At 31.1% G+C, this 25,659-nt stretch carries 14 protein-coding genes and 2 pseudogenes; 4 read left to right on the top strand and 12 right to left on the bottom strand.

Annotated features, from left to right (window positions below):
* Window positions 1-3,224 precede the first annotated feature (3,224 nt).
* On the bottom strand, window positions 3,225-4,502 hold the full coding sequence (tyrS, locus tag HACICURV3402_RS01970; protein ID WP_157992671.1) for a tyrosine--tRNA ligase: 1,278 nt from the start codon (window positions 4,500-4,502) through the stop codon (window positions 3,225-3,227).
* 922 nt (window positions 4,503-5,424) lie between these two features.
* Between tyrS and kdsA the strand changes: the two genes are divergently transcribed.
* Window positions 5,425-6,258 (top strand): 3-deoxy-8-phosphooctulonate synthase, encoded by an 834-nt coding sequence (gene kdsA, locus HACICURV3402_RS01965; protein ID WP_157992670.1) that lies wholly within the window; start codon window positions 5,425-5,427, stop codon window positions 6,256-6,258.
* Between the two features lie 440 nt (window positions 6,259-6,698).
* On the opposite strand, the gene lysS is transcribed toward kdsA, so the two are convergent.
* Both lysS and prfB read right to left on the bottom strand, forming a co-directional pair.
* Entirely contained in the window at window positions 6,699-8,222 is a 1,524-nt protein-coding gene (gene lysS, locus HACICURV3402_RS01960) for a lysine--tRNA ligase (RefSeq protein ID WP_157992669.1), read from the bottom strand.
* A 12-nt stretch (window positions 8,223-8,234) separates the two neighbouring features.
* Window positions 8,235-9,332 carry a peptide chain release factor 2 gene (gene prfB / locus HACICURV3402_RS01955; RefSeq protein WP_157992668.1) on the bottom strand — a complete coding sequence of 366 codons (1,098 nt, stop codon included), beginning with the start codon at window positions 9,330-9,332 and terminating at the stop codon, window positions 8,235-8,237.
* Between the two features lie 240 nt (window positions 9,333-9,572).
* On the opposite strand from prfB, the gene tpiA reads away from it, so the two are divergent.
* Window positions 9,573-10,337, top strand: a complete 765-nt coding sequence (tpiA, locus tag HACICURV3402_RS01950) for a triose-phosphate isomerase (RefSeq protein WP_157992910.1) — start codon at window positions 9,573-9,575, stop codon at window positions 10,335-10,337.
* A 678-nt stretch (window positions 10,338-11,015) separates the two neighbouring features.
* On the opposite strand, the gene nth is transcribed toward tpiA, so the two are convergent.
* The 3 genes from nth to efp form a co-directional block, all read right to left on the bottom strand.
* On the bottom strand, window positions 11,016-11,645 hold the full coding sequence (nth, locus tag HACICURV3402_RS01945; protein WP_157992667.1) for an endonuclease III: 630 nt from the start codon (window positions 11,643-11,645) through the stop codon (window positions 11,016-11,018).
* Entirely contained in the window at window positions 11,642-12,340 is a 699-nt protein-coding gene (locus HACICURV3402_RS01940) for an electron transport complex subunit E (RefSeq protein ID WP_157992666.1), read from the bottom strand. The genes nth and HACICURV3402_RS01940 overlap by 4 nt, the downstream gene beginning before the upstream one ends.
* A gap of 1,132 nt (window positions 12,341-13,472) precedes the next feature.
* On the bottom strand, window positions 13,473-14,039 hold the full coding sequence (efp, locus tag HACICURV3402_RS01935) for an elongation factor P (protein WP_157992665.1): 567 nt from the start codon (window positions 14,037-14,039) through the stop codon (window positions 13,473-13,475).
* A gap of 39 nt (window positions 14,040-14,078) precedes the next feature.
* On the opposite strand from efp, the gene epmB reads away from it, so the two are divergent.
* On the top strand, window positions 14,079-15,107 hold the full coding sequence (gene epmB, locus HACICURV3402_RS01930; RefSeq protein WP_157992664.1) for an EF-P beta-lysylation protein EpmB: 1,029 nt from the start codon (window positions 14,079-14,081) through the stop codon (window positions 15,105-15,107).
* Between the two features lie 1,436 nt (window positions 15,108-16,543).
* Here epmB and HACICURV3402_RS03405 read toward each other — a convergent pair.
* Together HACICURV3402_RS03405 and secA are read right to left on the bottom strand one after the other, a co-directional pair.
* Window positions 16,544-16,633 (bottom strand): SEC-C metal-binding domain-containing protein, encoded by a 90-nt coding sequence (locus tag HACICURV3402_RS03405; RefSeq protein WP_456298294.1) that lies wholly within the window; start codon window positions 16,631-16,633, stop codon window positions 16,544-16,546.
* A gap of 131 nt (window positions 16,634-16,764) precedes the next feature.
* Window positions 16,765-19,258: pseudogene (secA, locus tag HACICURV3402_RS01925) on the bottom strand (preprotein translocase subunit SecA); the annotation flags it as partial.
* Between the two features lie 622 nt (window positions 19,259-19,880).
* On the opposite strand from secA, the gene HACICURV3402_RS01920 reads away from it, so the two are divergent.
* Window positions 19,881-20,396, top strand: a complete 516-nt coding sequence (locus HACICURV3402_RS01920) for a DUF721 domain-containing protein (RefSeq protein ID WP_157992662.1) — start codon at window positions 19,881-19,883, stop codon at window positions 20,394-20,396.
* Window positions 20,397-20,410: 14 nt separating this feature from the next.
* Here the strand turns inward: HACICURV3402_RS01920 and lpxC are convergent, their stop codons facing one another.
* The 4 genes and pseudogenes from lpxC to HACICURV3402_RS01900 all read right to left on the bottom strand — a co-directional run bounded on the left by lpxC (window position 20,411) and on the right by HACICURV3402_RS01900 (window position 25,644).
* A complete protein-coding gene (gene lpxC / locus HACICURV3402_RS01915) occupies window positions 20,411-21,328 on the bottom strand; it encodes a UDP-3-O-acyl-N-acetylglucosamine deacetylase (RefSeq protein ID WP_157992661.1) in 918 nt (305 codons plus the stop codon).
* A 234-nt stretch (window positions 21,329-21,562) separates the two neighbouring features.
* Window positions 21,563-22,592, bottom strand: a pseudogene (ftsZ, locus tag HACICURV3402_RS01910) (cell division protein FtsZ); the annotation flags it as partial.
* An 80-nt stretch (window positions 22,593-22,672) separates the two neighbouring features.
* Window positions 22,673-23,929, bottom strand: a complete 1,257-nt coding sequence (gene ftsA / locus HACICURV3402_RS01905; RefSeq protein WP_157992660.1) for a cell division protein FtsA — start codon at window positions 23,927-23,929, stop codon at window positions 22,673-22,675.
* Window positions 23,930-24,723: 794 nt separating this feature from the next.
* Window positions 24,724-25,644 carry a D-alanine--D-alanine ligase gene (locus HACICURV3402_RS01900; protein WP_157992659.1) on the bottom strand — a complete coding sequence of 307 codons (921 nt, stop codon included), beginning with the start codon at window positions 25,642-25,644 and terminating at the stop codon, window positions 24,724-24,726.
* Window positions 25,645-25,659 lie beyond the last annotated feature (15 nt).

Below are 25,659 nucleotides of genomic sequence, written 5' to 3'. Positions count from 1 at the left end.
CATATAGAAGACAATAAGTTCTTTAGTAAGAGTTTCTGTAATAAGTGTTTATTGTGTTTATATTAGTATGGCAATAATTCCTATTAGAATTAGGATTATTTTTCTTGAAAATATTGTTCAAAACTGGGCTCGTCTACAAGAGATTCATTCTCTTGTAATATAAGATATTTTTAAGGTTTTTTTTAATTTTTAGGTTTAAGTTTGGGGAAATTTTAATCAATTCAACTATGTTAATGATTGGTTTATTTACAGTAAAAAACTATATATAGAAATATGATCATAGAACGTTCTTAAAATAGTCTAAGCAATTGGCTGAAATAAATAGATTAATATGATAATATTTATAATGAGATTAAATTATTTATAGAGCCGACTCTTGACTTAAGAGAATAATGTGTGGCTCTATGTCTATAGATCAAAGATTTTTTATCTCAATTTTATAGAAATCATTTAGAATATAACATTATTTGTATAATATAGTTCATCTATCGCTTGAGTCATTTTATATCTCTTGATATAAAATATTGTAGTTGTATAGATAAAATGAAATTAATCCAATTTAATTGGCATTAAATGACCAGTGTTATTTTTGATTTCTAAAGTTTAGTATTGTGATGAATATAGTATACATAAAAGGAATATTCTAAATTATATCCATGATGATCCAGGAAGCATAATGGATGATTATTAATATATAGTCAATACCAGAGTTAGTGTCAATCGTTAGCTTTATAATCGAGGGATCAGTATTATTACATCATATGCATAACTATAGTAATGTTTACTATTACAGTTTGTTATCCGGTGGTATGTGTTATATAGATTTTCATAGAAAGTAAGGTCTAAAATATATTTTTAGAAATATATCATGTATTATTAATATTTTAGCACATGATTATTCTACATAAGGTATATAAGAGATTTTATATATTCAATATAGATTAACTGAATTATCTATAATAAATAGATGATAAGTAAATTATAGCAATCAAGGTGTTTCATGCAAAAAAGTTTATAAGATTTTTTATTTTTCTAGTAGAACATTTATTCTATCAGCATAATCATAATGTGGAGATAAGATGTATTGTATATTGTAAACTATAAAATTCACATATAGAATTTGATTGATCTAGAAAATTATTCTTTGATTAATTAGATGGTGCATATATGAGTAATTGATTTGAATTCCATCAATTATTTTAATAGAATTTATAAAGATTAACCAGTCATTTGTATTTTTGTGAGACAGGTAAAGTCAATTTCATGTAATACTATGACCACATAGAAAGAGAATCATCAAATAAATCGATTATTTAGGTGTGAATTACGTAAGATTCAATCCTTATCTTATTATGCAGAGATATTAAATATGAATGAATTATATTTCTGGTAATCATTGAATTCTTAATATTTGTTTGGGTAATTATCTGTCTTGAGATTTTTTATAGAGTGAGCGATTTAATTAATATTAGATTCTGGTTAGAATATTTTTTAATAGCAAATAAAATAGTATAATTTTCTATAATTATTCAGTTATATATTATATAATTTATTATAAGTGATATATATCGAAATATTCTATATTAGAAGAGATGGAATTATTAAAAGTGTTAATTTCAGATTTCTTATGACTCTAAGTTGATCGATCTATCTTATAATCTAACTATATTTGATGTAGTATTGCTTTCTTGATTAGAAAGAAGGCGTATTAGAAAGAAGATGTTCCTGAGTTAGGAAGTGATTTACATCATTATTCTTATAATCTTATTAGATATGAATAATTTTAAAGTTATTACATCTGTAATGGATCAATTATTAGCATTGAATATTATATGATTTTTTTGGTACTAGTCTCTCATCATTAAAAGCCATGTTGCTATCTATAGGGTATATTCCTTATATATAGAGGCTATCTCAGTATATTAGAAGTTACTACAGGTAAAAATTTTTAGATATCTAGGCTCACTATATTTTGTAATTAGTAAGAGGAATTAGTATTAAATTTCTAATAGATTTTTAAAAATAGATGAGACAATCTGTTGATATCTATTAAGTGTAGTTTTTTATATCAAGGATTTTTATTGATTAAACTTATAATTTTTTTGTAACTATATTTTATTATATGTAATGTCTTATTAATAAGATAGACAGACAAAGAGATTGCAGTCGTTTTAAAAATCTGGTTAGATATATTTATATACTATAAAACATATTTTAAAATAAATGGGATCCTATTGGGTTTCTTTCTGATGGACTAATGATCCATTTGATACGAACTACTTGGAATTTTGTGTTGTTATTTTAAGGTTGATAATACACATATAATTATTATTTTTTAAAAATAAAATCATTCCATTGTCTTAAATCCAGGTTAAGAAAATAAATCAGATATTTCATTTCTAGATTTTTTTTATTTAATTATATTAAATAATTCAGGTCGTAAGTTAACTGACTATGGTTGAATATAGAAGTTTTAATATATTTTTATATGAATCAATGATATTAAATACTTCTTTTTATAACCTATCTATCTAAATAATATTTTTCATAGAATTTACTTTTTTATAAAGTAAGTAAGAAGATATTTGTATATGTCTATTGTTGAAAATATAGTTCGCAAGCTAACGATTTTTGGCTCAGACGGACACTATACTGTGATTTCATTTAAATATTAAGTTAAAGTTTTTAACTTAGGATTATATTTCATCATTGTTATGATATAGAAAGTCATTACATAAAGATATTGATCTTTCTAAATAGATTTATGTTTTACTAGACGCGCAATCTAGAAAATATAATATCATATGAGATTTTTTATTCTTTTGAAGAATACATAAGATTATTAGTTTTTAAAAGAAAAAACGAATATTTATATAAAAATTTTAATGTTTAGATAAGATTATAAAAATACTATTTATTAAAAATAAATTTTTTATCATCTTTGTAATCTATTTAATATTCTTTCTGAGAGAGTAGGTTTTGAGTTTTATATGAAGAATATATATAAAATTATAATTTTTAAATACAATTTACTTCATTTTTTCTTGATGATTAAGAAGAATAATAGAGGACATAGAACCATCTGATGGTATGTAATTATATCTAAATATTATATTTAATGTTATTGACTTAAGTTAAATATTTTCATCAATATTTCATGTATATTTCTTATTTTTATATAGACATTTCTAATAAATAACATAGCAATATTGCTATGTTATTTATTAGATTTTCCAATTAATTAAAGCATAATTTTTTTTACCCCGTTGCAAAAGGGTATATAGTCCAAATAGTCGGTCTTTATTACAAATAACATACTTACTATTACTTTGTAGTACTCCATTAATCTTAATTGATTTAGTGGTAATTAATGTTCTCGCATCACTGCGAGAAGTGGCTAGGCCAGTGTTAACAAGTGCATCTTCTAAGTCTCGGCCAATATTCAGTTGAGTATTGTTTATTCCATCTTTTGAAAGATGTTCTAGGTCTTCCTGTGTCAGGTCTTTTGGATTTCCTGAGAATAAGCTGTGAGTGATACGTTTTGCAGAAAGCAGTCCTGTGTCACCATGTACTAGCTTAGTCATTGTTTTTGCTAATAGATGTTGTGCAGTTGGCGCGTAACTACTATTTTTATCTGTTTCTTCAAGTGTATTAATTTCTTCAATGTTGATATAAGTTAAGAATTTTAGAAAACGATAAACATCAGAATCGGCTGTATTAAGCCAAAATTGATAGAATTTGTATGGACTTGTTTTTTTTGGATCAAGCCAAATGGTTCCACTTGTGGTTTTACCAAATTTACTGCCATCAAATTTCGTCAGAAGAGGTAGAGTTAGACCAAATACTTGAGTTTTGTTGAGTCGTCGAGTAAGATCAATACCAGAGACAATATTCCCCCACTGATCTGATCCGCCAATCTGTAAGATAACACCATAGTGTTCGTTAAGATGAAAAAAATCATAGCTTTGTAATAAGTTATAAGCGAATTCAGTAAAGGAGATCCCTTGACTGTGTCGATGTAGTCGTTGACTAACTGAATCCTTAACTAACATCTGATTAATTGAGAAATATTTGCCAATATCACGAAGGAAGCTGAGTGTATTCATTGACCCAAACCATTCGTAGTTATTAATAATGATTGCTTTGTTATTACTATAGTTAAAATCTAGAAACGAAGTGAGTTGTAGATTAATTTTTTCTATCCAGTGATTAATAGTTTCTTTATTATGTAACTTACGTTCAGATTCTTTAAAGCTTGGGTCACCAATTAAGCCAGTTGCACCGCCAAGAAGAACTATTGGTTTATGTCCTTCTTTTTGAAAATGTTGTAAACATATCAATGGTATTAGATGTCCTACGTGTAGGCTATCAGATGTTGGATCAAACCCACAATAGAGAGAAATGGTTTTATTTTTTAATGTTTGTTCTAAAATATTCTCATGCGTGGTTTGTAAAATTAAACCTCTCTTTTTTAATCGCTGAATTAAGGTATTATTTAACATTAAACCTCTCCTTGAAAAATGATATTGTGTCTGCAGTTGATTTAATCAATATAATAAAATGTCAGATTATCAATATTTATAAGATAAATTGTGATGATAATCCTCAGTTATGAGGTAAATGAGGGTTGTCGTTGTTGCAAAGAGACAAGTCGAGTTCATTCATGAATTACAAGTTGTAGTTATTTATGATATATCATTAAAAATAGATACTATGTGAATAATTTTGATTATGACGGATTTAGTATATAGGAACGAGGTTAGATGTAGTTTTTATCTTTTATATATCGTGCCTTTTGTATCATTTAGTTTATAAAGCAGGTTTTTTAGAATTATTTAATAATAACTTGGAACAATAGGCTCATGGAAACGCTCGTTCGTTTATTGGATAATATGTAATATTATTCATATGGTATTAATTATTGATGATATTGAGAATATGAATATATATTTGTTATTTATAGGAAGATAATCACATTATTTTCGGTTTCATGAGCTCTGTAATAGGTATCTAGGTATTTTTTATGAGCTTAAGATATTCACGATATATACATATTTCAGAACATTCGTAATGTATAACTTGTCTTAGTAAAGCTTTTATGAACTATATTGCAATATTTTCTCTAATTTTTAGATACTCAATGTTTATTCAAATAACTCTAATGTTATAAAATTATATAATTTATGGCTGGAAAATATAGTTTATTTTTAAATGTTATTTGTATTATAAAAAATAATATTTATATTAAGAATATTTCTTTATGGTTTTTAATGGTTTTTGAGTTAAATCGTAATAGATCAGAATATTTTTTATTTTTATTGATTGCATAAAGCGGATAATTATACTTACATGATAGTCTAACTTTCATTCAATCAATATGACTGCATGAAGTTATATTCGATGTAATTTTAAATAGGTTATAACATGAAACATAAAATAGTTAATATTGGTGACATTCAGGTAGCGAACAATTTACCTTTTGTACTATTTGGTGGCATGAACGTTTTAGAATCACGAGATTTAGCGATGAGAACTTGTGAGCATTATATCAATATCACTGAAAAACTTGGTATTCCTTATGTATTTAAAGCTTCTTTTGACAAGGCCAATCGTTCTTCTATTCACTCGTATCGTGGTTTAGGTTTTGAAGAAAGCATGAAAATTTTTGAGGAAATTAAACAGACATTTAAAATTTACGTTATGACAGATGTGCACGAAGTAAACCAAGTAATATTAGTGTCACAGATAGTAGATGTACTTCAACTACCTGCTTTTCTCGCGCGCCAAACTGATTTAATTCACTCTATGGCAAAAACGAATTCTGTCATTAATATTAAAAAACCACAGTTTATTAGTCCAGGTCAAATGGGACATATTATTGAAAAGTTTTCTCTAGGAGGAAATGAAAAAATTATTCTTTGTGAGCGTGGTACGAGTTTTGGATATGACAATTTAATTACGGATATGTTGGGTTTTAACGTTATGAAGCAGGTATCTAAAAATAGACCAGTTATTTTTGACGTAACACATGCAGTACAATATCGTCACGCCACCAGTATAGTCTCTAGTGGACGGAGTTCTCAGCTACGTGAGCTTGCTCGAGCTGGTATTGCTGTAGGAATTGCAGGTTTATTTCTTGAATCGCACCCGAATCCTTTGGATGCTAAATGTGATGGTCCATCGGCTTTACCTCTCAACAATCTAGAACCGTTTTTAGTACAAATTAAAGCAGTGGATGATGTAGTTAAAGGTTTTTAACACTTGATACTACTTATTAGCCTTATCGATACCCCTATAAATTCTTAATATATGTAATAATTTTGATATGATTAGTAGAGAATATTGATATGTTATAAGATATCAAATATATGAATAGTTAGATAATAATTATATTCTATAAAAGAGAAGTAGTGAAATAGATTGATATGATTTAATACTAATACGATGTTATACTATAATTAAGGATTATAAAATGTTTATTAGGGGCCTTTTCTAGTAAGGCGCCTGTTATTTATTAGAAGGAGAATCTATTAGAGATAATTACGTTTTAAGTTAAATTTCATACATTTATTTATGATTTATCAGATGTAATTCATTTAATTTTTGTATTCATATTATGTATTATAGTTTATAAAATTTTTTTAGATCTATAATGCATCTAGATATGCAAAACGATTTTTTGTCTATATAGAATGTTTTTATGTACTATCTGGACGAAGCAAGGGAAATAGGATTACGTCACGGATGGTATGTCGGTTAGTAAATAGCATAACTAAACGATCAATTCCGATTCCTAATCCTGCTGTTGGAGGTAGTCCATATTCTAGTGCGGTAATGTAGTCTTCATCATAGAAGATTTCTTTAGTATTTTCTTCCACATCTTTATTATAGAGTTGTTTTAGAAATCTTTCTTTTTGGTCTTCTGAGTCATTGAGTTCTGAAAAGCCATTTCCAATTTCACGACCACTAATAAAGAGTTCAAATCGATCAGTTATTTCTGGATTAAAATCATTACGACGCGCAAGAGGTGATACTTCTGTTGGGTATTCAGTAATAAAAGTTGGTTCAATTAAATTTGCTTCTATTGTTTTTTCAAAAATTTCATTTATTAGTCGTCCAAGACCCCAAGTTGGATTAATAGTGATACCTAGAGATCGGGTAATTTCTAGTGTTTGATTAAAATTATTAAGATTTACTAGAGTAATGTGAGGGTGGTATTTTATAATTGCTTGTTTCATGGTTATCTTATGGAACGGCTTGTCAAAGTAAAGAGTATGTTTTCCGTATAAAATTTTAGTTTTACCTAATACATCTTTTGATAGAGTATAGAATAGGTTTTCAATAAGTTTCATGAGATCTTGATAGTCGGAATATGCCATATAGAGTTCTAGCATTGTAAATTCTGGGTTATGACGTGATGACAACCCCTCGTTGCGAAAGCTACGATTAATTTCAAATATACGATCAAATCCCCCTACCACTAGGCGTTTCAGATATAACTCGGGAGCAATGCGAAGATACATGTCAAGATTTAAAGCATTATGATGCGTAGTAAATGGTCGCGCAGTAGCCCCACCTGGTTTCATTTGCAGCATAGGTGTCTCTACTTCTAAGAAATCATGATTAACCATAAATTTACGTATTCCTTCGATCAGACGAGAGCGAATTTTAAAAATATTACGTGTATCTGGATTGGTAATTAAATCCAGATAACGCTGACGATAACAGGTCTCTTGATCAGTTAATCCATGAAATTTATCTGGAAGAGGGCGTATTGCTTTAGTAAGGAGGTTAAGCTCAGAGCAGTAAATTGATAATTCACCAGTTTGAGTCTTAAATAGTGTGCCTTTAGCACCGATAATATCTCCAAGATCCCATTTTTTAAACTGTTTTTCATAAAATTCATTCGGTAAACACTCTTGGGATAGATATAATTGTATATAACCTCCTGAGTCTTGTAATGTTACAAAAGAAGTTTTTCCCATAATGCGTCGTGTCATAATTCGACCAGCAATAGTTACTATTATGTCAAGTAATGCTAGTTCTGTTTTATTTTTTTTATCAAATACTGCATGGAGTTCTTCAGAGGTATGCAAACGGCGGAAGTTGTTCGGGAATGCTATGCCAGTTTTTTTTAGAGATAGTAGTTTTGTGCGACGTAATTTAGTGTCTTCACTTGGATTTGGTTTCACTTGAGAAATGAATGGTTTTTGATTAGACATATATATTTCCTGTTATAAACCGGACTTTAAGTTTTCTTCAATAAAAAGATCAAGATTTCCATCTAATACTGCTTGAGTATTTCGTGTTTCGATATTAGTACGCAAATCTTTAATACGTGAGTCATCTAGTATATAGGATCGGATTTGGCTTCCCCATGCAATATCAGATTTATTGTTTTCTTCTATTTTTTGATCTATTTTTTTCTTTTGCATTTTATATTCATAGAGTTTTGCGCGTAATTGCTTAAATGCTTGTTCTTTGTTTTTATGTTGCGATCGGTCGCTTTGACACTGTACAACAATATTGGTTGGTAGATGCGTAATACGTACTGCCGATTCTGTTTTATTAACATGTTGTCCCCCAGCTCCAGAAGATCGGTATACATCAATACGGAGATCTGCTTGATTAATTTCGATATCAAGATCATCATTGATTTCAGGATAAATAAATATTGAGCTAAATGAGGTGTGTCGACGTCGCCCAGAATCAAAAGGGCTTTTTCGAACTAATCGATGAACTCCAGTTTCAGTACGCAACCAGCCAAATGCATAATCTCCGATAATCTTAATAGTTGCGGATTTAATACCAGCAATATCACCACTATATTCTTCAATAATTTCAGTCTTAAATCCTTTTATTTCAGCCCATCGTAAATACATACGGAGAAGCATTTTAGCCCAGTCTTGTGCTTCAGTTCCGCCAGAGCCAGCTTGGATATCCATATAGCAATCTGAACTTAAATGTTTTCCTGAGAACATGATTTGAAATTCTAGTGCGACAAGTTTTTTTTCTAGTTCTTTAAGTTGAGATAGGACATCATAAAATACTTCTTGATTTTTGTTTTCAACTACAAGGTCAAATAAAATAGAAATTTCTTCTATATCTTCTTGTGTTTTATCTAAAGCGTGAATCTTACTTTCTAGTAAGGAGCGTTCTTTTCCCAGTGCTTGTGCATGATTAGTATTTTTCCAGATATCGGATTGTTCTAATTCAAGTATGACTTCTTGTAGTCGCTCTTTCTGTAAATCATAATGTAAGAGTTTTCGCAGAATGGCATTGCGTTTAATGAGATCTTGAATATGGTTATAAACTGGATTGATTTCAAACATAATTTTGGTCTTATAAGATAATGAAAGAACATAGGGTACTTAAATAAATCAAATGCTACTATTTTAGTCAAACTACAATGAGTATGCATAAGTATTGTATATATGATACTATAGAATACTTTGATTTCCACTGAACGAGTTATTTATTACTAGGCAATTATTTAAGTAATTTTGTAAAGGATTGGATTAAATAGATATTTAGTTAAATTATGGTTTGGAATTTTAATTATGGAGGTAAAGGTGCGACGTCCATTTATTATGGGAAACTGGAAACTTAATGGGAATAAAGATACTGTTAATAAGTTAATTTTTAATCTATGTCAAAAAATAAATGATATCACAGGCTGTGTAGTAGGTATTGCTCCTCCAGTAATTTATCTTGAGAGAGCCCGAAAAGCCTTAAATAATAGTCCAATCGTGCTAGCTGCACAGAATGTTGATGTACATCTTTCTGGTGCTTTTACTGGTGATATCTCAGCAAATATGCTGAAAGATATTGGCATACGGTATGTAATTATTGGTCACTCGGAGCGTCGTATATGGCATAAAGAAACTGATGCGATCATTGCACAGAAGTTTTCTGTTTTAAAAAAAATAGGTTTAATTCCGATATTATGCATTGGCGAAACAGCAAAAGAAAAAGAAGAAGGTCGCACTAAAGAAATTTGTATTCGCCAAATTGATGCGATTCTCTGTTCACAAGGGGTAGACGCTTTTTATAACACTGTTATTGCGTACGAGCCTGTCTGGTCTATAGGAACAGGAAAATCTGAAGTGCCTACGAAGGTTCAGATATTGCATAAATTTATTCGTGATTATATTATGAAGAAAGATAAGACAATCGCTAATCAGGTAATTATACAATATGGTGGATCAGTAACTAATGAAAATGCGGAAGAATTGTTTTCTCAACCTGATATTGATGGAGTGTTAGTTGGTGGGGCGTCTCTTCAGGCTAAAGTTTTCTTAGACATCATCACTATCGCAATGGAAAAGAAAGCTTAATTACCACTTTATTATGAATAAAAAGTGGTAATGAAAGTATTTTATCGATTAGAAAATTAGATATGTTGATCTATCGAATTAGATGCCATGCATTGATTATATGATACTGAATTATAGGAATAAGGTTTTATCTTAAAGAAGATAAAAGTCCAAAAAAGATAAATGTTTATTACACACTAATTTTATAGTTACTGCGTGAAGAGTAAAATCAGTCTTCAGTGAAGACTAAATAAGTGTTTTGGTTATTTTTTAAGAGCTCAAAAGGGGAGAAAATGTCATTATATTTTCTTTCTGAATTATTAAGCCCTTTCTGTAGATGAGTATAAAATATTGACATTATCTTGGTATGGATCAGATATTATCTAAGTTAGAAGATTAATTTTATTGTTTAAGAATTTATTAGTTCGAATTTCATCAGGTTATTTGACTAGATCGACTTGATTGATGATGATTTTAAGAAAAGAGAAATTATTAAGAGTCTATTGCATTTTCAATGCAATCACTGTTATAAATCTTAATATTTATCTATAAATGGCTATTGTATTTAATTTTTAAATTTGTATGATTAAGATATCATTATGGTTATATAATTTTATTTTTTTAAATTTTATCTTTACTATTGTGTAATAGTAAAGAATCAGTAAGACCTTTTAGATTGCTAATTAGTGGCAATAAACATTATTTTTTATTATCATATTCACATAAATTAATTATAATACAAGAATTGCACTTGGGTTGACGTGCTATGCAGGTATAACGTCCATGAAAAACTAAGTAATGATGACATCGTAGTTTAAATGATTCAGTAACATAGCAAAGTAGTAGTTTTTCTACTGTATTTACATTTTTTCCTACAGCAAATCCGGTACGATTACAAACACGGAATACGTGTCTATCTACAGCAATAGTGGGTTGGCCGAAAACGGTATTAAGAACTAAGTTAGCAGTTTTTCTTCCTACACCAGGAAGATTCTCTAAATCTTCTCTTCTTTCTGGAATTCTTCCATGATACTTTTCAAGTAAAATGTGGCAGGTATTAATAATATTTTTAGCTTTCATATGAAATAAACCAATGGTTCGAATCTTTTCTTTTAAAGATTCTAAGCCTAGTTTTAGTATATCCGCGGGGGTGTTGGCCACTGCATATAGCCTATCTGTAGCTTTTTTTACACTAATGTCATTAGCTTGAGCTGAAAGAATGATGGAAATGAGATATTCAAATGGTGATAGGGAGTGTAAGGTTGCAGTAGAATGCGAAGTACTCTCCCTTAGTCTGGTCATAATTTTATGACGTTTGTCTTGATTCAAAGTTTTTCTCGTTTCAGGTTAGAAGTATGGTTTTTGATCACGCTCTTTTTATAACATATTATTTTGATCTGTTGATCAATGACATGTTTTGCTGCTAACAGAATTCCTAGACCTATAAAGGCTCCCGGTGGAAGCATGGCTAGTAGCATAGGCCAGTCAAAATGAATTACTTGTATGCGAATTATCTTAGCCCATGATCCAAGAAGTTGATCTGCATTATCAAATATAGTTCCATTACTGATGATTTCACGTATGGACCCCAAGACTACCATAACACTTGTGGCTCCCAAGCCAATGGACATACCGTCTATTGCTGAATAAATTACATCTTTCTTTGAGGCTATAGCTTCAGCACGGCCAACTACTATACAGTTAGTTACAATGAGAGGAATAAAAATGCCTAATGATTGATATAGATTATAGCTATAAGCCTGGATCAGCATTTCCATGCAGCTAACTATTGCCGCAATAATTATTACGTAAACGGGAATGCGAATTTCAGTAGTAATCCATCGGCGGAATAGCGAGATAAGGCTATTAGTGCAAGTTAATACAAGAGTAGTTGTTAAACCAAGCCCAAGGGCGTTGGTGGCTGTAGATGTTACCGCTAGTAATGGACAAAGACCAAGGAGTTGAACACACGCTGAATTTTTTTTCCATAATCCGTTTATTACTAGTTGAGTTACTTTGTTCATGAGACTCTCTAGATTAATTTGCTATCTTGGTTAATAGATTTAGTGAGGTTAGCCTATAGATAATGTTTAAATAGGATCTTTCGGGTTGATTCTAAGGAATCAATGTATTGTTTATCTATCTAGTGTATATGCATATTTATAGGAGTGGTGTTTTTATTTAGTGAGGATAGTTATTCTAATCGCTACTTTTGATTTGATTCTTTTATAAGAAAGCATCTGGTATATGGATCTGAATGTTATGAATGTAGATCTATAAACAAACAAAAAACTACAATAATAATTGTATAATATGTTGTAGGATCTAGATAGTCAAAGTTGTATGATTAATTGAGAATATGTATAATATTTGAGTGTATAGGTTGAAAGGTCTGGATGATAGATATTTATCATTAATAATGATTAATTTAAAAAATTTATAGTTATGTACATAACATAGTGATCTATTTTTTATTAGTTTGAGAAAATCTTTATTTTTTAAATAAGTAAAAATAAATGACTAATTTTGGCTTAATATCTAAGATATTGCATAGAATTAATATTAATAAATTAATCAATGCAACTTATTATTATAATAAGTTTGAGTCAATGAACTGTTTTTAGTTTTTATTCATCATCATTGCAGTAGAATTGGTTTTTCTAAATATAAAAATATATCTATAATAAATATATATTTTTAAAATATAAAGGCGCTTTATTAGATTTCTCATTATTAAATTTTTATAGGTTATATATTGTATTATCAAATATGCCCACTCATAGTATAATTAATTGTAATGGTTGTTCTTACTCTTACATCTTCCAGTAAATTATAGAGATATTAATTTTATAATATTAAGAGTAGTATTTTACATAAATAAATAATTTTAGAGCATATAATTTTAGTAATGGAGGGCAATATAATGTTTTGTGTTCTTGACTTTATTGAATTATAGAAAATTAAATATTTTATTTAATAGCAATTCAAGTAGTATAGTGATTACTGGAATATTTATAAATAGAAATATTTTTAATAGATAATTAAACTTTAATGGAACGCTGTGTGGATTGAGGTAAAATATTCGCTTGATCCAAGGAAAAGTTTATTTGTAAAATAAACTAGTAAGACATATAGATATATCTATAATAATACAGATTATTTGACTCTGGAAATGTAGGAATGAGAACGGGTATCTACTTTAATAATTTCACCTATTTGTATAAATAAAGGAACTTTTATTCTTGCTCCTGTAGAGAGCGTTGCTGTTTTGCTTCCGGCACTAGAAGTATCTCCCCTTAGTCCAGGATTAGTATCTATAATTTCTATTTCCACAAATTTTGGTGGGACTAAATGGATCGGTATATCATTCCATAGAGTCACAATACATTCAGTATTTTTAAGTAACCATTTATATTTATCTCCTACAATTTCTTCTGGGATGCAATATTGTTCAAAGTTTTTAGGATGAAGAAAATAAAAGGAAGATTGATCAGCATATAAGTAAGTTAAATTAGTTTCAATAATATTAGCGCTTTCCACTGATTCTGTGGCTTTTAATGTCTTCTCTATGCGAGAACCGGAGAGAAGTCGTCGCATCTTAACACGAACAAAGGCTTGTCCTTTACCAGGTTTTACAAATTGGCTAGATTCAATAGTATATGGCTCGCCTTCAAATATTATTTTCAGACCAGGCCGAAAATCATTGCTATAATAAGTTACCATAAAAACCCTCTGTAATATATAATGTGGATTTCTACCAATATGAACAAACTTTCAACCTATCAGCCTTTCGTTCACGAAGAATGGTTAGATCAACTGGTTGATGCAATCACTGATTATAACGAATTATTACAATTTTTAGCATTAAAAAATCATCCTTATTTAACCATAAATAATTCTGGAATCGGTCATTTTCCTTTACGTGTTCCTCGTACATTTGCTGAGCGCATGCGTAAAGGTGATCCAGAAGATCCTCTGCTTTTACAGGTGATTACTTCGGAGCGGGAGTGCATTGATACGCCAGGTTATCATTTGAATCCATTAAATGAGCACAAAAGCGTAGCACCTGGATTATTACATAAATATCGTAATCGCGTTTTATTTCTGGTGAAAGGAAATTGTGCAGTACATTGTCGTTATTGTTTTAGGCGTTATTTTCCTTATCAATTAAATAAGGGAAATAAGAGTAACTGGAAACAAGCTATACTATATATCCAAAAAAACCTAGATCTAGATGAAGTAATTATATCTGGCGGCGATCCATTAATGACGTTAGATAGTGAGTTGGATTGGATCATATCACAACTTGAAGATATCTCGCATCTCAAGAGGTTACGAATCCATAGTCGCTTACCAGTCGTAATCCCCAAGCGCATTACTCAAGTATTATGTAAACGTTTAGAATATTCACGACTACAGATATTAATGGTTACCCATATTAACCATATGAAAGAAATTAATGATGAGCTACAATATAGAATGAATATGTTGAAATCTTCTGGAGTAATTTTATTAAATCAAAGTGTATTATTACGAGAGATCAACGATACTCCAATTGCGCTTGCTGAATTAAGTAATGCCTTATTTGATATCGGAATTCTACCTTATTATCTTCATGTGTTAGACAAAGTATATGGGGCAGCGCATTTCTATGTTAGTGATCAGCGGGCTCGTGTTATTGTTCGTGAATTACTTTCTATGGTCTCGGGTTACATGGTTCCTAGATTAGTGCGAGAGATTGCTGGAGAACCAAGTAAAACATTGGTAGATTTGCAAATGAGACAAGAATAAACGATATATAAATTATTTTTTACACAAGTCTTTTTATCTAGTTCTTTATATTTGTACTTGAGATTTGTATTATTTTTAAGTTTAGATTTGATAATGATTTATCGACTCAAATCAAAATAAGAAAGAAAGTAGATAATAAAATTATGCAAGTTATTTTCTAACATGACCATTTAGATTTTAAATCTATATATTATAATGATTCTGTACAGTACAAGAGTATTTTAATGATATGAATCATTGGTATACTAATTCAGTATAAAAGAGATGATGATCTTTGACTGTAGGTATGATATTAATCCTCAATTTTTTCTATGTTTGAGTAAAAAATATTAGATTAAGACATTAGTCGTTTTTAGATAAACGCATTGTATTTATTTATTTTTTTGATAACTTATTAAAGAGATATTGATAACAAGTTCGTAATAAAACTTGTTCATCGACGCAAGCGATTAGTTAATAGAAGTTATAAATTTGCTTTTTTAGGGTTACTTCTCTGTTTGTAAAGACGTTTAATTGCAATGGGTCTAGGTTTTCCTCTTAGTTATAGGAAAAATTATTTTTTTAAAATATCCATCATTATTGTTAAAATAATCTATTTATTGATTTGAATCAGTCTAATGACTTGGTAAGTTATCGGTAAATTTTTATGTATAAAATTGTATATTATTTGAGAAATTAAGAAGATCTGTGTTAACTATATTCTAGTTCATGTATCATATCAGTGATAAATTTTTCACTTTTATTTATTTTTTTAATAAGTAGTCACATAAAAAATATTCTTTTAAAGAAACAATAAATTAGAATTTATCTTCTTCTAAAGAAAAAAGATCACTCAATTAGTTTAATATTATGATAGCTTATAACGATTTTTTATAAAAATATACATACCATGATATGAGCAAGAAGACGGTCAAGAGAACAATAAAATAAGCTCAATGCATCATATATAAGGGTAACAATAAATTAATTACATCTTCTTATATTACATATATTCTCATAAGCTATATTTTTCTGATCAATACCAATCTACCTTATTATTATAACATCATAATACGACATCAATAATATATAGATTTTCACTTTTTATCCTCGTGCCTACAGAACTTAAAACATTAGTTTTATTAAGTAGTAGATTTATGTCTACTGAATAAAATATATTATTTTCACTCAGTAGACGGTGTATTGCTTTCTAAGGTATTCTAAATGGTATAACTTTAGATATACGCTGTATTTTCTTGTATTTTTAATCTTTATTAAAATCAGCTGATGTTCACAATATTGAATATAAATATTTATTTCTTTACTAGATTAGTAAAATACACGCGTAAATATCATCAGATTATAGTTTTTGATGTTATTCTATGAGTCTATTCCTAATAGTACTAGCAATGTTCTGAATTCTAGTAGAAAATTAAGCATCTTATAAATTAAGCATCTTATACAAGATGACCATGACATTGTTTATACTTTTTTCCTGACCCGCAAGGGCAGGAGTGATTCCGTCTTATTTGATAATTAATTGACATCATAGATTGAGATTGTTCGGTTTGAGCAATAGGATTAAATATTTGTTTGTTATTTTGTTCTTTATTGTTATAAGAAAGTTCTTTATTTTTAGATTCTTCTTCCTTATGTCTTAATTCTTTTAGAATAGGACCTTGATTGATCTTACTAAGATTGCTTACTACTTCATATTTTAGTGTTTCTAGCATGGAAGCAAACATAGTAAAGGACTCTCGTTTGTATTCTTGTTTAGGATCTTTCTGGGCGTAGCCGCGAAGATGTATTCCTTGTCTTAAATATTCGATTGCAGAAAGATGTTCTTTCCATAATGAATCTAAAGTTGTTAACATTAGATTTTTTTCGTAGTTTCGCAATATTTTTGGACTGAGGTATTCTTCTATGTAAGAATACTGTTTTTTAGCTTCTGTAATTATTTTTTTTCTTAAAATCTCGATATTGAAATTATTTTCTTTCCCTAACCACTCCGTTATAGAAATAGTTAGGTTAAAGTCATGTTTTAGTTTTTCTTCTAAACCAGAAGAATCCCATATTTCTTCTGTAGATTGTGGTGGAATATATTGATATAAAATATTAGTATAGATGTCTTCTTGCATCCTGGTAATAATATCAGAAATATCAGATGTATCTAAAAGTGTATTGCGTTGCAAATAAATTACACGTCTTTGATCATTAGCTACATCATCATATTCTAGAAGTTGTTTTCGTATATCAAAGTTACGACTTTCAACTTTTCGTTGTGCATTAGCAATTGCCTTAGTCACCCAAGGGTGCTGAATTGATTCTCCAGTACTCATTCCTAGCTTTCTCATTATTTTAGTTACGTTTTCTGAAGCGAAAATTCGCATTAATGAGTCTTGCATTGATAGATAGAAACGAGAAGATCCTTGATCTCCTTGCCTGCCAGAGCGTCCTCGAAGTTGATTATCAATGCGACGCGATTCATGACGTTCAGTTCCAATAATATGTAGCCCACCTGATTCTAATACAGTGTTGTGGCGACTTTGCCACGCAGATTTGCTTTCGGTAATTTGTCTTTCGGTGGCTTCTGATAATTCAGATATTGTTTTATTCCATTTTCCTCCAAGAACTATATCCGTACCACGGCCTGCCATATTAGTAGAGATGGTGACTGAACCGGGTTGACCGGCTTGCGAAATTATTTCCGCTTCACGTGCGTGAAATTTAGCATTAAGTACCGTGTGTTGAATTCCGGCTTTAGTGAGCGCAAGAGATATTGCTTCAGATTTTTCAATAGAAATTGTACCAACTAATATAGGTTGCCCATTTGAGGTTCGTTGACGAATATCGTCAATAATTGCATTAATTTTTTCTTCTTCAGTTATATAAACTAAGTCAGGTAAGTCCTTTCTTATCATGGGTCGATTAGTTGGTATGACAATTGTGTCTAGATTATAAATAGATCGAAATTCAAACGCTTCAGTGTCTGCAGTCCCTGTCATGCCGGATAATTTTTTATATAGACGAAAGTAGTTCTGAAAAGTTATAGAGGCTAAAGTTTGGTTTTCATTTTGAATAGCCACACCTTCTTTGGCCTCAATAGCTTGGTGTAAGCCATCAGACCAGCGACGTCCTTGCATAGTCCGTCCGGTGTGTTCATCGACAATGACGATCTCACCATTCTGGACAATATAATCAACATCACGGGTAAATAAAGCGTGAGCACGTAGTGCAGCAGTGACATGATGCATAATAATAATATTATTTTGTGAGTACAGTGATTCTCCTTTTTCTAAAATATCTTCTTGCACCATTAGACTTTCTACAGAAATAAGACCTCTTTCAGTTAGATATACTTGTCGAGTTTTTTCATCTACTGAGAAATGTCCCTTTCCTTGAAAGCTATCAGAATCTTCTTTTTCTTGTCGAATTAACTTAGGAATAATTTTATTAATTTTAATATAAAGTTCAGAGTGGTCTTCAGTTGGACCAGAAATGATTAGAGGAGTACGTGCTTCATCAATCAGAATAGAATCAACTTCATCAACGATCGCATAATGCAATACGCGTTGCACTCGATCGATTGCGCTAAAGACCATGTTATCCCTAAGATAATCAAATCCATATTCATTATTAGTGCCGTAGGTAATATCAGCATTATAGGCTTTGCGTTTATCTCTAGAAGGCATTCCAGGTAGATTAATCCCAATTTTTAAACCAAGAAATTCAAATAATGGTCGATTTTGTTCTGCATCTCTTCGAGCTAAATAGTCGTTGACTGTTACGATATGCACTCCTTTTTCTGATAAAGCATTAAGATAGGCAGGTAGTGTGGCTGTTAATGTTTTTCCTTCACCAGTACGCATTTCCGCAATACAACGGTTGTGCAATACTATACCTCCTAAGATTTGTACATCAAAATGACGCATATTTAAAATGCGTTTACTAGCTTCTCGAATAGTAGCAAAAGCTTCCGGAATTAGATTGTCTAATTGCTCGCCATTTTTTAATCGTAAACGTAATGCATCTGTTTGTTTTTGTAATTCTTTGTCAGTGAATTTTATAAAAGTTAACTCCAAGTGATTAATTAAATCCACTGTTTTTTGCATTCGACGAAGGGTTCGGTCATTACTACTACCAAAAAATTTGGTTAATAATTTCATTAACATAATTGATAATTTCTCAAGAGTGCTTTCAAAGTAAGAAGATATATAATCTTATTATTGTCATAAATAAATATTTATAACTTCTTACTTAAGCTGGGTTTAGCATGAATACTAGAAAGATTCATTACAAATGGTTTTCTTATGTTATTAGAATGAGTAATCATTTGATTTGGTGTAGTCATTTTTTTCATTAAGATTAGAGGCCTAGTTGTTTGTAGAAGAAGGGTATTAGTTCTGTTTTATAACGATACAATTAGTGAAGCTGGTTTCTTTAACAGATTTATGTTGATCATTTAAAGCATAGTATTTTAGAGAATACGTAGAGATGGTAGTTACTTTTTAATTTTTATATAAAAATGGGGCTTAATAACTGATATTTCATTAGTTGAGAGTGAAACTGTATGTAGAAGTTCTAGTTACGTAACAATATCATTTTATTTATATATGATACTAAATGTATATAAATAGATACCTATTAAATGTTAGGATATTGTGATAATACAATTTGTGATAAAATAATATATGAGATGCGAATTTACTCATAGTAGAGTTCTAACAAAATGATATTTACTGAATTCTGATTAAGAATTTTTACATACCATCATGATTACATCGGAGTTTATTTATGGATACAAATGGTCCGAAATTAATTCAGAGTGTATTAGATCAGGTGAAAAGAAAGAGTATATTACTATATATACAACAGCGTGTAATTGAGATCAACAAACTAACAATATCTCTTCAGGCAGTGTTACCAGAGCATCTAAAACCTTGGTGTCGTGTTGCTAATTTTCGGAATGGTATTCTAGTAATTGAAATAGCTAACGCTAATATTTTAATGTCTTTACGTTATGAGGAATCTAATATTTTCTTAAGACTTCGAGAGGCGATGCTTCCATTGTTATCAGCTATTAAAATCAGAATAAATCCATCGATAGTTTCTTTATCTCATCAACGTACTATGAAATATAGTAGTCACTGTAATTTGGAGAAAAAAAAGATCAAGTCGAGATGTCTTAGCAAAGAAAGTGCCAATATCTTACGGAGTGTTGCAGAACAAAGCCCAGACAAATTAAAAAAAACTTTAGAAAGACTAGCTTCTCTTTCTAGAGAAGAAAGTACGCACTTAGATTGTATCTAAGTAGCAACCATTATTTATACTAACAGAAAATTAGGAGATCTAAAAGTCATTGGCAATGCATCTTCGTCTGCAAATGTTACCCATTCCCAGGATTCTCTTTGAGCTAAAAGAGTTCGCAGTAGTTTATTATTTAAAGCGTGTCCAGATTTATAGGCAGTAAAGGCGCCGATAATATTATGACCGCACATATACAGATCTCCAATTGCATCTAGTATTTTATGACGTACAAATTCATCTTTAAATCTTAGACCGTCTTTATTTAATACGCGATAGTCATCGACTATAATAGCGCAGTCAAAACTTCCACCCAGACATAGCCCACGATATTGCAGCATTTCAATATCGCGCATAAAACCAAAAGTACGTGCGCGACTAATTTGATATGTAAACGCTTCTGTAGAGAAGTCTATGCAGTAACGTTGCGTACTAGCATTAATGGCTGGATGATTAAAATCAATTGTAAAATCGAGAGAAAAACCATGATAAGGAGAAAATTCTGCCCATTTTTCACCTTCTTCAACTCGTACTGGTTGAATAATTCGCACAAATTTCTTAGCGCTGCTTAGTTCTGTGATACCTGCATCCATGAGTAGATAGATAAAAGGTGCTGCACTACCATCCATAATAGGAATTTCAGGCGCATTTACCTCTACTAAAATATTATCAATTCCGAGACCAGATAGAGCTGCACTTAAGTGCTCGACTGTTGAAATTTGAATACCATCCTCATTGACCAGACATGTACATAGTATTGTATTACGTACGGATTTTGCGTTAGCTTGAAAATCCACTGGTGGAGTTAAGTCAGTACGACGATATATAACCCCAGTATTTTCTAAAGCGCAACGAAGAGTCAGTGTCACTTTTTTTCCAGTATGTAAACCGACTCCAGTCGTCTGTACAATACGCTGTAATGTCCGTTGTTTAATCATATTATTTTCTCGAAAAACAGGAATATGACTGTCAGGATATATCACAAACAAGAAATAAATCTCAATATACAAATACAAATTGATAAAATCTACTTTGTAAATACTTTTAACCGATCTATTTTCTTAAGAAGGCTGGGATATCGAGATAATCCAGTTCTGTATGTGATGTAGAGTTGAGTCCACCCATTGTTTGTGTGGCAGATTGTTGTTGTTCTGATGATAAGTTAGGCAAGATATGTCGTTGATAGTGATGATTCATTGGCGGATGCATAGTATGCTTGTTTGTGGTTAAAGCTGTATCAGCGCATCTGCTCATTCCAATACCTGTAGCCACGACTGTTACACGCAGTTCATCTTTCATATCTGGATCTAGTGAAGTTCCAATCACAACGGTAGCGTTATCTGCAGAAAATGCTCGAATCGTATTTCCTACAGTTTCAAATTCATCTAGACGTAGATCAAAACCAGCGGTGATATTCACTAGAACACCACGCGCACCAGACAGGTCAATATCTTCCAATAAAGGACTAGATATTGCCATTGCAGCTGCTTCTTCCGCTCGGTTTTCACTACATGATATACCTGATCCCATCATTGCGTACCCCATTTCAGACATCACGGTTCGCACGTCAGCAAAATCAACATTGATCAGACCAGGTCGAGTAATGAGTTCGGCAATACCCTGAACAGCTCCTTTTAAAACATCATTAGCTGCGCCAAATGCATCGAGTAAAGATATACCCCGACCTAATACTTTTAATAATTTATCATTAGGAATGGTGATTAATGAGTCTACATGTTTAGAAAGATCAGCAATGCCTTGTTCAGCAAATGACATACGCTTTTTCCCCTCAAAATTAAATGGTCTTGTTACGATCGCGACAGTTAAGATACCATGATCTTTTGCAACTTCTGCAACCACTGGTGCTGCTCCAGTTCCTGTTCCTCCACCCATTCCGGCAGCAATAAATATCATATCTGCTCCTGCTAATGCTTGGCTAAGTCCTTCACGATCTTCTTCTGCTGAGTTTCGACCGACCTCCGGATTAGCTCCTGCCCCGAGACCTTTAGTAATACTATTTCCAATTTGGATAGTCTGGCTCACGGTTGTTTTGCGTAAAGCTTGAGCATCGGTATTGACCGCAAAAAATTCGACACCTTCAATACGTTCACGGATCATATGTTCTACAGCGTTGCTTCCACCACCCCCAACACCAATTACTTTAATAATCGCATCATTCGTTAATTCTAATGGTTCAAACATAATAGTTCCCTCCCCATTACCCTCTCTCTTATTAGAGAGAGGGCCACACATACAGAGAATTATCTCCTCATTAAATACAATTAAAATTCTTGTTTTATCCATTTATGGATTTTACGGAACCAATTCTTTATTGAAGCCCTTTGCTCCTCGTTGTCTTTATTATTCCAATGTGATAACTTTCCATAGTGAAGTAACCCAACTGTTGTCGAGTAACTTGCTTCTTTTGCAGACTCTATCAGTCCTGCAATCTTTTTGGGATATCCAATACGAACTTGGGTTTGAAGCGTACGTTGCGCACAGGCTTCTAGTCCTGATATGTTTGCTGCGCCACCGGTTAACACAATACCTGCTGCTAGATGATGCTTTAAACCTTGCTTTCCTAATTCTTCATGAAATGCAACCATTTCATTGTTGACAAGATACAAGAGCTCACTGTAACGTGGTTCAATAACCTCTGCGAGTGTTTGACGTGGCACGTTACGAGAGGAACGTCCATGGGTGGTTGCGATTTCAATCGTATCATCTTTACTAAAAGATGATCCAAGAACACATCCTTTTTCTATTTTTAGAATTTCTGCAGTGGCCGGAGAAGTACCAAAGACATAAGCGATGTCATTGGTTACTACGTTTCCTGCATAAGGGATTACTTTGCTGTAACGTAATGCGCCTTTAGTATATATAGCTATGTCCATGGTACCACCACCGATATCCACCATACAAACTCCTAACTCTCGCTCGTCTTCAGTTAATACCGCATAGCTCGATGCTAGACCAGAAAAAACTAATTGATCTACTTTTAACCCACAACGTTCTACTACTTTCACTATATTTTTTGCCATATCGTTGTGACAGGTAACTAAATGTACTTTAGCTTGCATGCGTACACCAAATAAACCAACTGGATTTCTAATTCCCTCTTGATAATCAATTGAATATTCTTGAGGAATAACATGAAGGATTCTGTGCTCATCAGGAAGATGTACTGATGTGGCTGTATGCACTACATTGTCTACATCATCTTGGACAACTTCTTCATTGCAGATTGGAACCATTCCTATTTCATTTTGACAGTCAATATGCTTTCCTGATAAAGCCAGGTATACTGAAGAGATATGACATTCTGCTATACGTTCTGCTTTTTCTATTGCTATTTGAGTACACTTGACTACTGATTCAAGATCTTTCACATTACCTTTTTCCATTCCCTGGGACGGACATTCTCCTATTCCGATAATATTAATTATTCCATCAGGAAGAACTTCCCCTATTAAGACAGAAATTTTTACAGTGCCTATCTCAAGACCAACCAATAGTTTTCTATCTATTAACTTAATCATGTTAATTAACCTATATCTTCTTTTATATTTTATGATTGTTAGCAGTCTAATTAAGGGAATTATTGTTAAATTTAATTCTGTGATAGAGTGGTGGTACTGAAAATATAGATACTATATTCCTTCTTTGTCTCATTTTACGATTATAGGACATGGGAATAACTTAACAAAACGTTAGATTTTTAGGGTATCTTGAATTATAAGTCGCATGCCATATAAAGATATTGATTTAGTAATAAATTCTAGGCTGTACTTGTGTTTATGAAGATTCAGTATCACTTTAATGAAGGTAATGGAATATTTATTTTTTTTAAAATATATTTTACTAAAAATATTTATTAGATAATATCGTTTATTATGATTATGTATTCATCATGAATATGATCTAGTAAATTATTATGTTTTTTCTTAACAAAGAAAGCATAGGAATAACTTTTAGATTTTATCTAAAAATATGAATATATTCAACCAGATAGATATTTTTATTTATGTACTATTTCTTAGCATAAGAGTCTATTAATTTTTAAATAGATTTTCAGTCTATTATTTTGAGTAAATTAGCATTTTGATATGTTTAGGATAAAAATACTTTTCTCCATGTAGTAAAGTATTTTATAGTTTCATAAAGAAACAGTGTTTACGATTCATTAATAGTTAATAAGTAAAGTAATACTGTTAAAGTGACAATAGCATCATCAGAATGAAATACAAACCTAAAAGTAGTACTTAGGTTAAGATTAGATATACACGCCCTTCATAATTATCAGAGTGAATGCAGAATGTTTTAATGCAGTCTATTAATTTGCTAAAGATAGTATACGAGAGACTAGAGAAGGAAAATTAATTCCTGCTTGTTTTGCTGCAAGAGGCAACAAACTATGAGAAGTCATTCCTGGAGATGAGTTAATTTCTAGCAGATAAAACTTTTCTTTATCATCCATGATGATGTCTACACGCCCTGATCCAGTACACCCGATTGCATTCCATGCTTTTATACTTAACGCGTACAACTCATCTTCCTTTTGCATACTTAACCCTGAAGGACAAAAGTATTGTGTTTGATTTGACGTGTATTTTGAATGATAATCGTAATATTGTCCTCTGGATTTAATCCGTATTGAAGGTAGTAGATCCATACCAATTATGCTAACAGTGTATTCTTCTCCTACAAGAAACCGTTCAATTAAGACCTCATTATCGTAGTGAAAAGCATGGATTAAAGATTTGTTTAACTCTGATTTATGATTAACACGGGAGCTCCCAAGGCTAGATCCTTCTTGGTTTGGTTTTACGAAAAGTGGAAAACCAAGCTGATCCAGTTTTACTATTACTTCTTTGTCCCATGGACTGTTCATTTGATCTTGAGTTAGAAGAACAAAGGGAGGGACTGGTAAGCCTAATCCCTGCCAAATATACTTGCTTCGTACTTTATCCATAGCGATAGATGAGGCCATTATCCCACTCCCCGTATAAGGAAGTTTTAGGTATTCTAATACTCCTTGTATTATTCCATCCTCTCCTCCTCGACCATGCAATGCAATAAAGGCTTTAATAAAACCCTTTTTTTTTAACTTCATTAAGGGGAAATTACATACATCTATAGGATAGGCATTAATACCGGCATCTTTAAGCCCTTGCAGGACCGCCGCCCCTGATAATAATGAAATCTGACGTTCTGAGGAAGTTCCGCCTAATAACACTGCTATTTTTTTAGCCATGAGATTATCTTTTAT

The organism is Candidatus Erwinia haradaeae, assembly GCF_900698925.1.
GTDB lineage: Bacteria > Pseudomonadota > Gammaproteobacteria > Enterobacterales > Enterobacteriaceae > Erwinia_E > Erwinia_E haradaeae_I.
Note: the sequence above shows the minus strand (reverse complement) of the source record. Positions and strands in the feature narration are given on the sequence as shown.

Coding starts and splice junctions, on each gene's coding strand:
- tyrS (WP_157992671.1), bottom strand. CDS start 4,502: ATGTTAAATAATACCTTAATTCAGCGATTAAAAAAGAGAGGTTTAATT.
- kdsA (WP_157992670.1), top strand. CDS start 5,425: ATGAAACATAAAATAGTTAATATTGGTGACATTCAGGTAGCGAACAAT.
- lysS (WP_157992669.1), bottom strand. CDS start 8,222: ATGTCTAATCAAAAACCATTCATTTCTCAAGTGAAACCAAATCCAAGT.
- prfB (WP_157992668.1), bottom strand. CDS start 9,332: ATGTTTGAAATCAATCCAGTTTATAACCATATTCAAGATCTCATTAAA.
- HACICURV3402_RS01940 (WP_157992666.1), bottom strand. CDS start 12,340: ATGAACAAAGTAACTCAACTAGTAATAAACGGATTATGGAAAAAAAAT.
- efp (WP_157992665.1), bottom strand. CDS start 14,039: ATGGTAACTTATTATAGCAATGATTTTCGGCCTGGTCTGAAAATAATA.
- epmB (WP_157992664.1), top strand. CDS start 14,079: ATGAACAAACTTTCAACCTATCAGCCTTTCGTTCACGAAGAATGGTTA.
- HACICURV3402_RS03405 (WP_456298294.1), bottom strand. CDS start 16,633: ATGTCAATTAATTATCAAATAAGACGGAATCACTCCTGCCCTTGCGGG.
- HACICURV3402_RS01920 (WP_157992662.1), top strand. CDS start 19,881: ATGGATACAAATGGTCCGAAATTAATTCAGAGTGTATTAGATCAGGTG.
- lpxC (WP_157992661.1), bottom strand. CDS start 21,328: ATGATTAAACAACGGACATTACAGCGTATTGTACAGACGACTGGAGTC.
- ftsA (WP_157992660.1), bottom strand. CDS start 23,929: ATGATTAAGTTAATAGATAGAAAACTATTGGTTGGTCTTGAGATAGGC.
- HACICURV3402_RS01900 (WP_157992659.1), bottom strand. CDS start 25,644: ATGGCTAAAAAAATAGCAGTGTTATTAGGCGGAACTTCCTCAGAACGT.